Below are 13,739 nucleotides of genomic sequence, written 5' to 3' on the forward strand. Positions count from 1 at the left end.
TTTCGCATTCCTATAGGCGGGTCGGCTGACACCTGGGTCAGTGTTCTTTCAGACAATGAGAGGAACACCGATGAGCGAAACAGCTACAAAAAACCGAGCTCGCAGCGGTGGCCGGAGCGCGCGTCGCAGCCTTCGCACCGCCCGAGATTTTACCATGCTGCCGGGGCTGACCCGCAATATCCCGCTTTGCGAGGTGATGGATGGCGCCCAGGTAGAACGCATTGATGCGGCCTCGATGGACATTCTGGAGAACGTGGGCGTTCAGTTTCGCGATGATATCGCGCTGGAAGACTGGAAAAAAGCTGGCGCCAAGGTTGAAGGCGAGATGGTCTATTTGGATCGTGGGCTTGTGCGCGATTTGATCGCGACGATCCCGTCTGATTTCACCTACCACGCTCGAAATCCCGCTAACAACGTTCGGCTTGGTGGACCGCATTCGGTTTTTGTGCCCATGACCGGAGCGCCGTTTCTGCGCGACTTAGAAGATGTCCGACGCAATCCGACGCTTGATGATCTTGCGATGTTTCACAAACTGAGCCACATGAGCCCTGCGCTGCATTCGACGGCGCACCACATTGTGGAGCCCTATGACCACCCGATCAGTCAACGTCATTTGCGGATCACTTATTCGTCGATGAAGCATTCTGACAAGATGTTCATGGGTATGACCACCAGTCCGAAGAACGCGGAAGACGTGCTGGACATGTGTGCAATCCTGTTTGGGGAAGACTTTATAGACAGCCATCCTGTTACCACCGGGAACTGCAATGGCAATTCACCGCTGGTTTGGGATGAAACCATGTTGGGCGCGATGCGTGCATTCTGTAGGCGCAATCAGCCCGTGCTCTGTTCGCCGTTTGTGTTGGGCGGGGCCAATACGCCGGCCAGTGTGGCGGCGACTGTTGCGCAGCTCAATGCTGAGGCTCTGAGTGCCTTGGCCTATACACAAGTGATCCGGCGTGGCGCGCCTGCGATTTATGGGCACTACCTGTCCACCGTGTCGATGAAGTCCGGGGCGCCTATGGCTGGGACGCCTGAAATCAGCCTAATGAACTTCATGATTGGGCAAATGGCACGCCACTACGGTGTGCCTTGGCGCACGTCCAATACGTTGGGAGGTGCCAAGACTTTTGATGCGCAGGCAGGCTATGAGAGCGCGACCACTTTGTCGTCAGTGATCCATGCCGGTGCGAACTATATTTGGCACTCTGCCGGTTGGAATGAAGCAGGTATGCATTGCTCTGTGGCAAAGTTCATTGTCGATGCGGAGCAATGCGCCATGGCCTACCGGATGGCGGAAGGCCCCAAATGGGATGACTTCGACCAAGCGTTGTCTGCTGTGCCGGATGTAGGGCCTGGTGGGCATTACTTGGGGCACCCGCACACACAGGAGAATTTCCAAACAGCCTTCTTTATGCCTGAACTCTTTGACAACAACTCTATTGAGCAGTGGATCGCAGAAGGGTCAAAGGAGGTCACGCAGCGGGCACTAGAACACGCCAAGAGTCTGTTGGCCGACTATCAGGAGCCTGTGTTGGACATCGCCAAAGACGAGGAGTTGCGAGACTATATTGCACGGCGGGAACGCGAAATCCCTGCGGCGGATGCTTTGAACCAAGACCACTGATCACCGCATCCAATTCCGAGGCAAAAAGGGCAGAGGCATATCTTCAACGCTCCTAAAGCGCTTGAGATATGCCTTGTTCTTTTGAGGTTTTGTGCGCGATCTTGGACCGATTTGGGGCCGGCTGGGGAGCGGACCCTGCTGCGCTGCGTCTGCTAGTAGGACTTGGCTGTGATCAGTCGTTGCTGGCGCGCCATTCTTTGTACTTGATCAGAGCGTTTGCACCGATCCTTTGTAATGGGCCTGGTGGCAATCTTTTGGGGGCGGCTTCCGCGCCAAAGTGCTCTGTGATGTTGCTTTGGACGCCGCATGCCAGCTCGGCGGCACCTATTCCGGTCAGCGTGCCGCGCGCCGTTCCCAAGCCATTTTGTACGCAACCTGAGTAGAGGCCAGTGTCAAGTTTGCGCATGACAGACACGCCATTAAGGGACAGGCAAAGATGCCCTGCCCACGCATGGGCCATTTTTATCCCGGCCAACTGTGGAAAGCGCGCATCAAATTTGCGTTGCATCATCTTTCCGGCGCGCGCGACTTGAGAGGCGCAGATACGCGCGTTGGGTGCCACAACCGCGCAGGTGCGCGTTATGATGCGGTTGCCACCCTGACCCGTGTCTATGCGGCGCATCGTCGTGCCCATAGGGTCGGAAGGCGTGATGCCCCAGCGCGATTTTCCGCCGAGACGGGCGCAAGTCTCTGTATCCAGCTCGGGTGTCATGACGGCGAACAGAAACAGTTGCATCAAACGGCCGCTTTCAAAACCAAAACTTTCAAGATGGCCATTCACCGTCAAGATTGCGCGTTCCGCGCTGACGCTGCCGTTTGGGGTCTTGGCGGTCCAAGATGCCCCTTCGCGGCTTAACTGGGTGACGGGTGCGTTTTCAAAAACAGCCACGCCTTGGTTGCGCAAGCCATGTGCAAGGCCACGAATATACCCTGCTGGCTGCAACATGACTGTACCGGCGGTGTAGAGCCCTGATTGATAATGCTTTGATCCTGTTAGATCGTGCATCTCTTGGTGATCCAGCATCTCGCTCGTTTCACCGAGTGTTGCGAGATGGCGGGCGTAGGTTTCGTTATGCGCATGCGCAGCTGCGCTTACGGCGCCATTCACCTTGCCGACCTGATCAAAGTAGTTCGGGTCGATGTTATATTCTTCGACGGCGGTGCGGCCAAACGCCTGAGCCTGCCGGTTCAAGGCGATCATCGCGCGGTCGTCGCCTGCGCCTGCATAGTCATCTGAGGTCAATTCATGCGGCAGGTCGATCATAAAGCCAGAATTTCGCCCCGCCGAGCCATCGGCGATACGCGTCGCTTCGAGCACCACGACTTTGGCATTTGGTTCCAGCTGCTTGAGACGACGCGCCGCTGAGAGACCGGCAAATCCCCCGCCAATCACCATGACATCTGCCTTATGTGGGCCTGACAATGGCTCAGAGGGAGGCTGCGGCGGAAGAATGGCGTTCCACGCCGCAGGCCCTGGTAATTTGGGAAGCGTTTTGACCGACCGAATGGTCACACAACCACCTCTTCATCGTCATCAGTAAGATCAACCCAGATGGTTTTCAGCTGGGTGTATTGGTCATGTGCGTGGATGCCATTGTCACGCCCGCCAAAGCCCGACTGTTTAAAGCCGCCAAAGGGGGTGCTGATGTCTCCTTCGCCAAAACTGTTGACGCTTACCGTGCCCGCACGCAAGGCCCGCGCGCCGCGTAAAGCGCGTTTGATGTTGGCTGTGAAGATGGATGCGGCCAGACCGTACTCTGTATCGTTTGCAAGAGCGATGGCTTCTTCAAAGCTGCCAACAGTGAGAACTGAAAGGACTGGTCCGAAAATCTCTTCCTGTGCTTGTTTTCTGTGCGGGGTCACTTCCAGAATTGTGGGTTCCACAAAGCCGTCTTGCGCTTTGCCCCCCATTACCACCAAGCCCTCGTCAAGATAGCTGGCCACTTTGTCAAAATGCGTTTTGCTAACCAAAGCGCCGACGCGGTTCTGCGGGTCGAGGGGGTCACCCATTGGCCATTCGCGGGCGTGGGCTTTAATGCGTTCGAGCAATGCATCCTTGATGTCTTTGTGCACGATCAGGCGGGAGGAGGCGGAGCAATTTTCCCCCATATTCCAGAATGCGCCATTTACAATATGCGCAGCCACGCGATCCAGATTTTCTGCATCGTTCAAGACAATGGCGGGGTTTTTCCCCCCCATTTCAAGCGTGACTTCTTTGAGATTGGATGCCCCGGCATAATCCAGAAAGCGCCTGCCAGTGGCGGTGGACCCGGTGAACGACACCATGTCCACGTCCATATGGCGCCCGAGCGGTTCCCCAACCTCTGCGCCGCTGCCGGTTACGACGTTGAAGACACCCGCCGGGACGCCAGCTTCCATAGCGAGTTCGGCGACGCGCAATGCGGTGAGTGAGGTCTCTTCTGCGGGTTTCACAACGACTGAGCATCCAGCGGCCAGAGCCGGCCCGATTTTCCAAGCCAGCATCAGCAGTGGGAAATTCCAGGGCAACACCAATCCGACAACACCCACGGGTTCACGCACCACCATTGCAATGTGATCGTCTGAAGCAGGAGATACCTGATCGTAGATTTTGTCGATCAGCTCGGCATGCCAGGTTAGGCAGTGCAGCGTTTCGGGAATATCTACGGTTTCGCAGTCATAGACGGTTTTGCCGCTGTCGAGGCTTTCCATCACGGCCAATTCGCGTGCGTTGCGCTTCATCAGTTTGACCAAGCGGATCAACACTTCTTTGCGTTCGCTCGGATGTAGACGTGACCAGCGGCCATCCTCAAACGCATCACGAGCCTTTTCTACGGCGAAGTCAACGTCGTCGGCATTGCAGGCGGAAATCTGCGTGAGAGTTTCCCCAGTGGCTGGATTGAGGGTTTCAAATATATTGCCAGACTTTGCGGGTCGAAAGCTGCCATCTACAAACGCCTGATTTGGCAGCATGAGGTCAGCCGCGATTGCCTTGTACTCTTCGGTTGTCAGAAGATCACTCATTTGCCTGTCTCACTTTCGATGTCCGCAATCGTACGTTTCACCACGCGCACCACCTGCTCCAATTGGCGCTTGTCGTCTTTGTTAAGTCCTTTGAGCGGGCGTCGAGGTGGCCCAGCGTCGTTGCCCATGATTTCACAACCGTATTTGACGCATTGAATGAACTTGCCGCCCTGCTCAAGAACACGCATGAGCGGCATCATGGCAGACATGATCCTGCGCCCTTTCTCGAAATTCCCCTCGACGGCACAGGCGCGCCAGAGGGCGATGTGCTCCTGTGGTAGGAAGTTAGATCCCGCGCAGACCCAGCTGTGGGCACCCCATGCAAAAAATTCCAGCGCTTGGTCATCCATACCGCAGCTCATCTGGATGTGCGGATAATCCCGTGCGAGAAGATGGACACGGTTGATATCGCCAGAGCTTTCTTTGATCGCGCATATGTTTTTGCTGCGCCCAACGCGATCAAGAAACTCTTCTCCCATACTCACGCCCATGCGACCGGGATAGTTGTACAGCATGATTGGGAGGTCTGCGGCCCGGTCAATGGCCAGAGTATTGAGGGCATTTTCGCGTTCAGTGGGCACCGAATAGGGAGGCGTGCCGACCAGCAACGTATCAGCACCGATTTTTGCCGCAAATTCAGCCATCTCGATGGACTCGTCAAAGCGAACGGAAATTGTGCCGACGATCAAGGGAACGCGATCTGCGATTACGTCTTTGGTAAAGGCGGCGACCTTTTGGCGTTCTTCCATTGACTGCGCATAGTATTCCCCAGTGGAGCCGCCATTAATGATGCCATGGACGCCTGCGTCGATAAGGTATTCGATCTGTCGTGCAAGGGCATCATAGTCGATGCTGCCGTCTGCGCCGTGAGGCGTTATGGCCGGGGTATAGATACCATTAAATTTCATGGCGTTCCTTTCAGCGAGCCTTGGCCGGGGCTTCGCCCAGCGGATACTGCATGCCTTGCGGGGTCACGAAGGCTTCGATTTCTGCACGGGAGAGCTCCCAATGCGCGATGGCGAGGTCTGCCGCGCGCTCTGCGTCGCCGGCTTCGATGAGTTCAATGATTGTATCGTGCTGATCTGCAGCCACGTCCCGTTGTGCTGCCAGGGCGACGTGGCGAGGGTTGTAGAAGGTCATGCCGATGCGTGTGTGGTCGATCAACAGCCGGCGCAGGCTCGGCAGCAGGTATTCGTTGTCCGCCATTTCGCCGATGATGGCATGAAAGCGCTGGTTCATGAGTGCGCGCTCCGCCGCGTCGCCTTCTCTTATTGACGCGCGGAACAATAGCTGCGCGTCCTTCAAGCGCATGATTTGGTTTGGGGTCGCGTGTTCTGCGGCGAGGCGTGATACCGCAGCATAGATCATTGGTGCTGCGACAAAGAAATTGCGCAGGGTCTTGTGTGTCATCGGGGCGACCTGAGCACCGCGATTTTTGTGCAAGATTACGTAGTCTTCGCCAGCCAATTGGTTGAGGACCTCACGCAGGGGCGGGCGCGACATCTCATAGCGTTCGGCGAGTTGTGCTTCGTCTAGGTAGATCCCTGGTTCCAAATCTTGCGTGAGGATTCGTCTGCGCAAATCATCAAGACACATTGATTTCTTTGTGCTTTTTGCGGTGCTCATCGCGACCTCTACTAAAATACTAAGGGCTCGTTAGCCGGTTTCAATCGGCTTTGGGGGGATGTTTGCTCGAAAAATACAAATTGTCTACAATAAAAAAATATGTTTGTATAAAGCTTAGGATCAGAAGCCCCCACTAAGGTGGGGTACTGTAAGGGCAGGGAGGCATGTCATGAAGGAAACCGTTCCGAAGCAGTTTGTCTTTGCTCTTGTTGAAGATTTTACCCACTTGGCATTGTCCTGCGCCGTAGACCCTTTGCGCATTGCAAACCTTGTGAGTGGGCAGGAATTGTACCGGTGGTCGTATTCTTCGGTTGATGGTGTGCAAGAGCGTGCATCTGATGGCACGGTGCTTCATGCGCATTCCAGTTTTGCCACTATCCCGGATTGCACACGTCTGCTTGTTGTTTCTGGGCTCGACATGCAGAACAAAAGTATCAGCGAACTGCTGAATGCTTTGCGGCGGATTGATCGCACGCGTATGACAGGTATTGGCGCACTGGATTCAGGCGCATACCTGTTGGCGCGTGGTGGATTTTTGAATGGCATGCAAGCGGCCATCCACTGGCAGTATCATGATGTCATGATGGAAGAATTTCCTGAGGTGAACACCGTCAGGAATGTATTTGTTTCCTCAGAAAAGCACATCACTGCCTCTGGGGGAACGGCAACGGCGGATTTGATGTTGCACCTGATAGAGCAAGATCATGGTGCTGAGCTGTCTGCAGATGTTGCCGACCAGATGGTGTATAATGCGGCGCGCGAAGCAACAGCGGCACAGAAAGTTTCTTTGCAGTCACGCAACGGTATGCGCAATGCGCATCTGACACGGGCCATTGAAATCATGAAGGACAGTCTTGAAGAGCCTGTTTCGCCCGCTGTGATCGCGGCGCAGTTGAATATTTCAACGCGTCAGCTGGAGCGACTGTTTGGGAAGTACCTCAATGCGTCGCCAAAAAAATATTTTATGGAATTAAGGCTAGAGAAGGCTCAGCAACTACTGGTGCAGACGGAGTTGTCTGTCATCGAAGTCGCGTTGGCCTGCGGTTTTCAAAGTGCTGGTCATTTTGCGCGCGTCTATCGAACGGCCTTTGGCGTGACTCCGATGATGCAGCGCGGACGCCTTGGATGATCCTGATCTTGCCCATTTGACGGGCAGTTTTCTCTCCAATCTTAAGCTTATGAAAAAAATAGACAATTCTTGCTCACCCGCTGGGAGGTGAGCGGGCAGGAGATCGCGATTTGAACGGTGTTGATATCCGGTTCAAATGATCTTGCTGAGTTCGTCAGATTGATGAGGTTTGCGTGAGGCAGTGACGCCAACACTAGATTGTTATGGGTCGGTTTCTGCAAGTCTTTGTCGCAAATAGCGACGTCGGAAAATGTGCTGACTGGGAGGTTTAAGACGCGGTAAGCAAATCGTTTTCGAATGATCACTAGCGATGTTGTCGGTTTTGTGCTTGGCTTGTGATGTCGTTTTTGAACAGTTTGAACGAAAATAGTTAAAGAGACTACAGCCCTTTAGTGTGGGTGAGGTGGTCCAAAATTGACCAAGGTCAGGGAGGTACTATGACCAAAAAAGACCAGCAACTCATTGATCGTTTGGCCGCGGCGGCCCGCTCAGGTGGGATTTCGCGACGCAGCTTTATGCATTATTCTCTTGCGGCTGGCATGACCGCGACAGGAGCGACGGGGTTATGGACCACAAAGGCTGCAGCGGCGCCTCAGAAGGGCGGTACATTCCGCTGGGGTATTCATGACGGCAATACGGGCGACACGCATGATCCAGGTACATATTTGACCCGGACGATGATCTTTCTTGCCCATACGCACCGATCCTATCTGACCATGATCAACGGTGACGGTTCTTTGGGAGGCGATTTGGCAACCAGCTGGGAAGGCAGTGCCGAAGCGTCTCAATGGACCTTCACACTCAAGGAAAACGCCAGCTTCCACAGCGGCAAAAAGCTGACCGCAACCGATGTGATTGCGTCGTTGAACCACCATCGGGGGGATGACTCCACCTCTGCCGCCAAGGCACTGCTGGCAGATGTTACCGATATCACCGCAGATGGAGACTACACAGTTGTTGTGAAGCTGTCCGGGGGCAACGCAGATTTCCCTTGGCTGATGACGGACTATCACTTGGCGATCTGCCCGGCGAATGATGATGGCAGCATCGACTGGAAGTCCGGTGATGGCTCTGGGCCCTACAAAATTGACTCTGGGGAGTTTGGTGTCCAGTTCAGCCTGAGCCGCCATGACGGGTGGCACGGTGAAGGTGCTTATTTTGATGCGGTTGAAATCATCACCCTGAATGATCCCAACGCCCGGCAGACGGCTCTTGTGACTGGGGATGTTGACGCGGTTTCATTGATTGAACTTAAAACCATGGCGTTGATGAACCGTGATCCGAATGTCACTGTGCACAACATACCATCAGCTGGTGCGATCACTTTGCCAATGCTCACGGATGTTGCTCCATTTGACAACGTGGATGTGCGTAACGCGTTGAAACTGGCCATCGACCGTGACGAAATTATTGAAAAGATCGCCTTTGGCGCGGCGACTAAGGGCAATGACTTCCACCACTCGCCGGCGCAGCCTTATTGGCCGGAGGATATTCCGCAGCGTGAGTATGATCCGGATCAGGCCAAATCTCTTCTGAAGAAGGCTGGTCATGAAGGTTTGGAGATCAGTATCAGCGTGGCAGACAGCGTGTATGCTGGTGCTGTGGACATGTGTGTTCTTTATGCGGAGCAAGCCAAGAAGGCTGGAATCAACATGAAGGTCGTCCGGGAGCCAAACGATGGGTACTATTCCGACGTTTGGCTGAAGAAACCTTTCTGTGCCGTGTCTTGGGGCGCGCGTCCAACACCGGATGTGATGTACACGTTGGCCTATAAAGACGACGCAGCCTGGAACGAAAGCCGCTGGCAGAATGCGGACTTTAACAAGCTGTTGCTTCAGGCGAAGGCTGAATTGGATGATACGCGTCGCGGGGAAATGTACCGTGACATGGCGATGTTGGCCCGCAACGATGGCGGCACCGTGATCCCATTCTTCAATAACTTTGTTTATGCAAATCGTTCCAATGTTGGCACGCCAGAAAACCTGGCCGCGAGCTGGGAGTGTGATGGCGCCCGTGCGGCAAGCCGCTGGTGGTTCACCGGCTAATCCAGCCTTCATTGAGATAGTGGAGCCCGAATGATCGGGCTTCACGCCCCAAGAGTCGTCACTGAAAAACAATAAGACGGCCAAAGGCCCAAGCGGCCATCTTCGGCACATCGGACCCGCCGGAACATCAACAGGAGGGAGTCCATGGGGGACATTTCCAAACTCATCGCCAAGCGTCTCGGACTTGGCCTGATCACACTTGTTGTGATCTCAGCCATCATCTTTTTCATGGTGTTGCTGCTGCCAGGTGACCCAGCACAGGCGGTGCTTGGGCAAGGCGCGACTGAGGAGAACCTGGCTGCGCTGCGCGAACAGATGGGGCTGAACACGCACCCTGTTCTACGCTATTTTGGCTGGCTTGGTGGCGCAATGACCGGGAACTTTGGAAATTCAATCGTGTCGGGGGATCCCGTGATCGATCTGATTGCGGATCGATTTGTGAATACAATGTTTCTGGCGGCCTATGCCGCTGTGATTGCGGTGCCGTTTGCCATTACTTTGGGCATCATCGTAGCCTTGCTGCGCAACACGCTGTTTGATCGTGTGGCAAATGTCTTGACCCTGACTTCGATTTCCAGCCCTGAGTTTTTCCTTGGCTATATCCTGATCCTGTATTTTTCGGTCAAGACCAACATGTTCCCTGCAATCGCAAGCCTCAATGACGGCATGACGTTTGGGGAGTTGCTGCATCGGACGTTTCTGCCAGCTTTGACATTGGTGCTGGTCGTTACGGCGCATATGATGCGCATGACCCGCGCAGCCATTATCAGCTTGCTGGCCTCCCCCTACATTGAAATGGCCCGGCTGAAAGGCGCCCCTCCGTGGAAGGTCATTGTGCGTCACGCGCTGCCAAATGCGTGGGCGCCGATCATCAACGTGGTGGCCCTAAACCTCGCCTATCTGATCACTGGTGTGGTGCTGGTTGAGGTGGTCTTTGTCTATCCGGGGATTGGCCAAGCTTTGGTTGATGCTGTTTCCAAGCGCGACTTCCCTGTGGTTCAGGCCATTTGTCTGATTTTTGCGGCCACCTTCATATTGCTCAATCTGGCAGCCGATGTGGGCGCCATTCTGACCAACCCGCGGCTGCGGCATCCGAAGTAAGGACTGGAACCATGAATGTTTTTGTAATCTCTTACTTCGCCATTCTGATCGTTGCGTCATGTCTTGCGGCGTACTTCGGAAAACGCAGTATCTTTCTGACGCTCTTCTCTCTGACACTTGTCAGTTTTGTGGTCGGGATTGTGGGGGGCACGGGTGCCCTGAGGACCATATCCATCGGTGCCATCCTGTTGGCGTTCGCAGCAGGCGTGTCTTACTGCTTCAGGGAGTTTCTTGTGATAATCTCTCCGGCCAACCTGTCAAAAGAGCTGAAGACCGCGCCGCTGACGGCAGCGTTTGGCATGTTCATCATCTTCACCTACGCAATTGCAGGTATTTTTGCGCCTTGGATCGCGCCTTACGGGGAATCCGAGGTGATCTCCTCTGCATTTGCGCCAGCGGATGAAAACATGCTGCTTGGGGCTGATCAGCTAGGCCGGGATATGTTCAGCCGGATTATTTTTGGTGCGCGAAACACCGTTGGCCTGGCGCTTCTCGCAACGGCGGCGGCATTTTTCATGGGCGCATTTGCGGGCCTTTTGGCGGCGACGCGCGGCGGGTGGATGGATCAGTTCCTGGGCCGGTTTGCGGATGTGATCATGGCGATACCCTCGCTGATCTTTGCACTTCTGATGCTGTCAATTTTTGGCCCTCATATCTTTGTTATTATCGTCGCGGTTGCCATCATCTATGCGCCGAGGGTCTTCAGATTGACCCGTGCTGTTGCAGGCAATGTGGTTGTCATGGACTACATCGAGGCTGCCAATCTGCGCGGAGAGAAAAACAGCTATCTGATCCGCAAAGAGATTTTGCCGAATGTGACGGCACCTCTTGTTGCGGAATTCGGGTTGGAATTCTGTTTCGTGTTTCTGCTGGTGGCTGGTCTTAGTTTCCTTGGCTTGGGTATTCAGCCGCCGACGGCCGATTGGGGGTCTATGGTGCGTGAGAATGCAACGCTGATTTCGTTTGGAGACATCACACCGCTGATCCCGGCGGGTGCTATTGCCCTGCTGACCGTTGCGGTGAACTTCGTAGTTGACTGGATGCTGTTCCGGTCCTCCGGCCTTAAGGAGTGAGAGACATGACCATGGATAAAAAACAGGTCCTGTTGGACATCAAAGATCTGAAGATCGAAGGCTATACTGGCGAAACATGGGTGCCGATCATCAAAGGTGTGGATCTAAAGCTTCACCGCGGCGAAGTGATGGGTTTGATTGGAGAGTCCGGCGCTGGCAAATCGACGATCGGTGCAGCGGCCATGGGGTTCTCTCGTGATGGCACGCGTATTTCCGGAGGCTCGATTGAGTTTGACGGCATGGAGCTGACAACGGCAACGGAATCTGAAAAGCGTGCCCTGCGTGGCGCAAGGATCGCCTATGTTGCGCAGTCGGCTGCGGCGAGTTTCAATCCGGCGCATAAAATTATCGATCAACACACCGAAGCGCCACTGCACTACCGCATCCAAAAGCGGTTGGAAGCACAGGAAGATGCTGCCGAGCTGTATCGGCGTCTGCGTCTGCCCAATCCAGAAGAGATCGGGTTCCGCTATCCGCATCAAGTGTCCGGTGGACAATTGCAGCGCGCTATGACGGCGATGGCAATGGCCTGTCGCCCGGATCTGATTATATTTGACGAACCGACAACCGCATTGGATGTGACAACGCAGATCGAGGTGCTGGCGGCAATCCGCGATATTGTGGATCAGTTCAATACAGCGGCAATCTACATCACGCACGATCTGGCAGTGGTTGCGCAGATGGCAGACACAATCAAAGTCTTGCTTAAGGGGGAAGAGGTCGAAGAGGCGTCAACCGAAGCGATGCTGGAAAATCCGCAGGAGGACTACACCAAATCCTTGTGGGCTGTCCGCAGTTTCCAGCGTCCTCAGAAAAAACGCCCAGACGACGCCACACCGGTGGTGTCGGTGCGGGGTGTGGATGCGGCCTATTCCGGTGGTCCAAAAATCCTCGACGATGTCTCTTTTGACATACACAAGGGGATGACGGTCGCTGTTGTTGGGGAGTCTGGTTCGGGTAAATCGACCACTGCGCGTGTGATCACAGGGCTCTTGCAGCCATCAAAAGGGGAGGTATTGTTCAACGGCGAAATGCTTCCTCCAAACTTTAGAAACCGCAGTAAAGATCAGCTGCGCCAAGCGCAGATGATCTATCAGATGGCGGATACAGCGTTGAACCCTAAGGTGCGGATCAGTGAGATCATTGGCCGGCCAGCCCAGTTTTACTCTGGGCTTTCTGGGGCAGCGCTAAAATCGCGTGTCGATGAATTGCTGGATCTGATCGAGCTTGAACCTTCGAAATACTACAACCGCTATCCGCCAGAGCTGTCTGGGGGGCAAAAGCAACGGATTGGAATCGCGCGAGCGCTTGCAGCGGAGCCCAGCTTCATCATTTGCGACGAGGTAACCTCCGCGCTGGATCAGCTTGTCGCGGAAGGCATTCTGCGACTGCTGGACCGACTGCAGAAAGAGCTGGATCTGGCTTATATGTTCATCACACATGACCTTGCCACCGTGCGCTCTATCGCTGACGAGGTGGTCGTGATGCAGAAGGGACAAGTGGTTGAGCAGGGGCCGAAAGATGCCATGTTTACGCCGCCGCATCACCCTTACACGGATCTTTTGCTCAGCTCTGTACCCGAAATGGATCCCAACTGGCTGTCCACCTTGCTTGAAGAGCGTGGTGTCGACAATGTGGGCGAGTCTGCAAACTTATAACGCTGCTGTCTGCATTTGCGCCGCCCGCGTTCAGTGGGCGGTTTTTCTAAGTAGTTTTCGACTTTGCAGCGTCGGAAGGGGGCTGTTTCGTTAAAGAACGGCCATGCCTGTCAAAACCAAAGTGCCCACAAGAATCCCGTAGATAAAAAGAACAGAAAAGAAAGAGCCTCCGCGCGTGCGCTGGTCGCGGATCAGTTCGTCGCGTGTCAACATGGGCCACTCCTGTCTGGAGATAAGGGAAACGGTGTAAGGGGGTCGTCAGCACTTTATGCGGCGCATTTAGGCAACTTCAGTCATGTAAACAAGTGTTTTGCGCATAAAATTGAAGGCTTCAGCGCATTTCAGGCTTGCTCTGAGTGCATTGCTTTTGGCCTGAAGGCGGCTTGGAAAGGTGAACATCTGAAAAATCAAAAGGTTGAGCGCGATGCCCGCCCAGGCTTTGCTCTTTGCGAATGGTGAACCAGCCGGCCTCGCGAC

The 13,739-nt window shown here is 54.6% G+C and carries 11 protein-coding genes; 6 read left to right on the top strand and 5 right to left on the bottom strand.

The features are described from left to right. Nucleotides 1-70: 70 nt before the first annotated feature. Nucleotides 71-1,627: a trimethylamine methyltransferase family protein gene (locus PJL69_RS18490; RefSeq protein ID WP_271310999.1), complete on the top strand. Its 1,557-nt coding sequence runs from the start codon at nt 71-73 to the stop codon at nt 1,625-1,627. 172 nt (nt 1,628-1,799) lie between these two features. Here PJL69_RS18490 and PJL69_RS18495 read toward each other — a convergent pair whose 3' ends face one another. From PJL69_RS18495 to PJL69_RS18510, 4 genes are read right to left on the bottom strand one after another with little or no spacing between them, the layout of a single operon-like run. Then, complete coding sequence (locus PJL69_RS18495) at nt 1,800-3,140, bottom strand: NAD(P)/FAD-dependent oxidoreductase (RefSeq protein ID WP_271311000.1); 1,341 nt, start codon at nt 3,138-3,140, stop codon at nt 1,800-1,802. Further along, nucleotides 3,137-4,630: an aldehyde dehydrogenase gene (locus tag PJL69_RS18500; RefSeq protein WP_271311001.1), complete on the bottom strand. Its 1,494-nt coding sequence runs from the start codon at nt 4,628-4,630 to the stop codon at nt 3,137-3,139. The genes PJL69_RS18495 and PJL69_RS18500 overlap by 4 nt, the downstream gene beginning before the upstream one ends. After that, complete coding sequence (locus PJL69_RS18505) at nt 4,627-5,538, bottom strand: dihydrodipicolinate synthase family protein (protein WP_271311002.1); 912 nt, start codon at nt 5,536-5,538, stop codon at nt 4,627-4,629. The genes PJL69_RS18500 and PJL69_RS18505 overlap by 4 nt, the downstream gene beginning before the upstream one ends. A 10-nt stretch (nt 5,539-5,548) precedes the next feature. Beyond that, complete coding sequence (locus PJL69_RS18510) at nt 5,549-6,256, bottom strand: GntR family transcriptional regulator (protein ID WP_271311003.1); 708 nt, start codon at nt 6,254-6,256, stop codon at nt 5,549-5,551. 478 nt (nt 6,257-6,734) lie between these two features. Between PJL69_RS18510 and PJL69_RS18515 the strand changes: the two genes are divergently transcribed. The 5 genes from PJL69_RS18515 (at nt 6,735) to PJL69_RS18535 (ending at nt 13,262) form a co-directional block, all read left to right on the top strand. Next, nucleotides 6,735-7,385, top strand: coding sequence for a GlxA family transcriptional regulator (locus PJL69_RS18515; RefSeq protein ID WP_333781891.1), 651 nt, complete (start codon nt 6,735-6,737; stop codon nt 7,383-7,385). Between the two features lie 437 nt (nt 7,386-7,822). Beyond that, nucleotides 7,823-9,430 (top strand): ABC transporter substrate-binding protein, encoded by a 1,608-nt coding sequence (locus tag PJL69_RS18520; RefSeq protein ID WP_271311005.1) that lies wholly within the window; start codon nt 7,823-7,825, stop codon nt 9,428-9,430. A 144-nt stretch (nt 9,431-9,574) separates the two neighbouring features. Continuing rightward, a complete protein-coding gene (locus PJL69_RS18525) occupies nt 9,575-10,531 on the top strand; it encodes an ABC transporter permease (RefSeq protein ID WP_271311006.1) in 957 nt (318 codons plus the stop codon). Between the two features lie 11 nt (nt 10,532-10,542). Then, entirely contained in the window at nt 10,543-11,604 is a 1,062-nt protein-coding gene (locus PJL69_RS18530; protein WP_271311007.1) for an ABC transporter permease, read from the top strand. A 5-nt stretch (nt 11,605-11,609) separates the two neighbouring features. Next, entirely contained in the window at nt 11,610-13,262 is a 1,653-nt protein-coding gene (locus PJL69_RS18535) for an ABC transporter ATP-binding protein (protein WP_271311008.1), read from the top strand. 90 nt (nt 13,263-13,352) lie between these two features. Here PJL69_RS18535 and PJL69_RS18540 read toward each other — a convergent pair whose 3' ends face one another. After that, on the bottom strand, nt 13,353-13,475 hold the full coding sequence (locus PJL69_RS18540) for a hypothetical protein (RefSeq protein ID WP_271311009.1): 123 nt from the start codon (nt 13,473-13,475) through the stop codon (nt 13,353-13,355). Nucleotides 13,476-13,739 lie beyond the last annotated feature (264 nt).

Source organism: Shimia sp. MMG029, from assembly GCF_027947445.1.
In the GTDB taxonomy this organism is placed as follows: Bacteria; Pseudomonadota; Alphaproteobacteria; order Rhodobacterales; family Rhodobacteraceae; genus Shimia.

Bases quoted from the DNA above. Each gene is read 5' to 3' on its own strand.
- PJL69_RS18510 (WP_271311003.1), bottom strand. From the start codon at position 6,256: ATGAGCACCGCAAAAAGCACAAAGAAATCAATGTGTCTTGATGATTTG.
- PJL69_RS18490 (WP_271310999.1), top strand. From the start codon at position 71: ATGAGCGAAACAGCTACAAAAAACCGAGCTCGCAGCGGTGGCCGGAGC.
- PJL69_RS18525 (WP_271311006.1), top strand. From the start codon at position 9,575: ATGGGGGACATTTCCAAACTCATCGCCAAGCGTCTCGGACTTGGCCTG.
- PJL69_RS18505 (WP_271311002.1), bottom strand. From the start codon at position 5,538: ATGAAATTTAATGGTATCTATACCCCGGCCATAACGCCTCACGGCGCA.
- PJL69_RS18520 (WP_271311005.1), top strand. From the start codon at position 7,823: ATGACCAAAAAAGACCAGCAACTCATTGATCGTTTGGCCGCGGCGGCC.
- PJL69_RS18530 (WP_271311007.1), top strand. From the start codon at position 10,543: ATGAATGTTTTTGTAATCTCTTACTTCGCCATTCTGATCGTTGCGTCA.
- PJL69_RS18500 (WP_271311001.1), bottom strand. From the start codon at position 4,630: ATGAGTGATCTTCTGACAACCGAAGAGTACAAGGCAATCGCGGCTGAC.
- PJL69_RS18535 (WP_271311008.1), top strand. From the start codon at position 11,610: ATGACCATGGATAAAAAACAGGTCCTGTTGGACATCAAAGATCTGAAG.
- PJL69_RS18515 (WP_333781891.1), top strand. From the start codon at position 6,735: ATGACAGGTATTGGCGCACTGGATTCAGGCGCATACCTGTTGGCGCGT.
- PJL69_RS18540 (WP_271311009.1), bottom strand. From the start codon at position 13,475: ATGTTGACACGCGACGAACTGATCCGCGACCAGCGCACGCGCGGAGGC.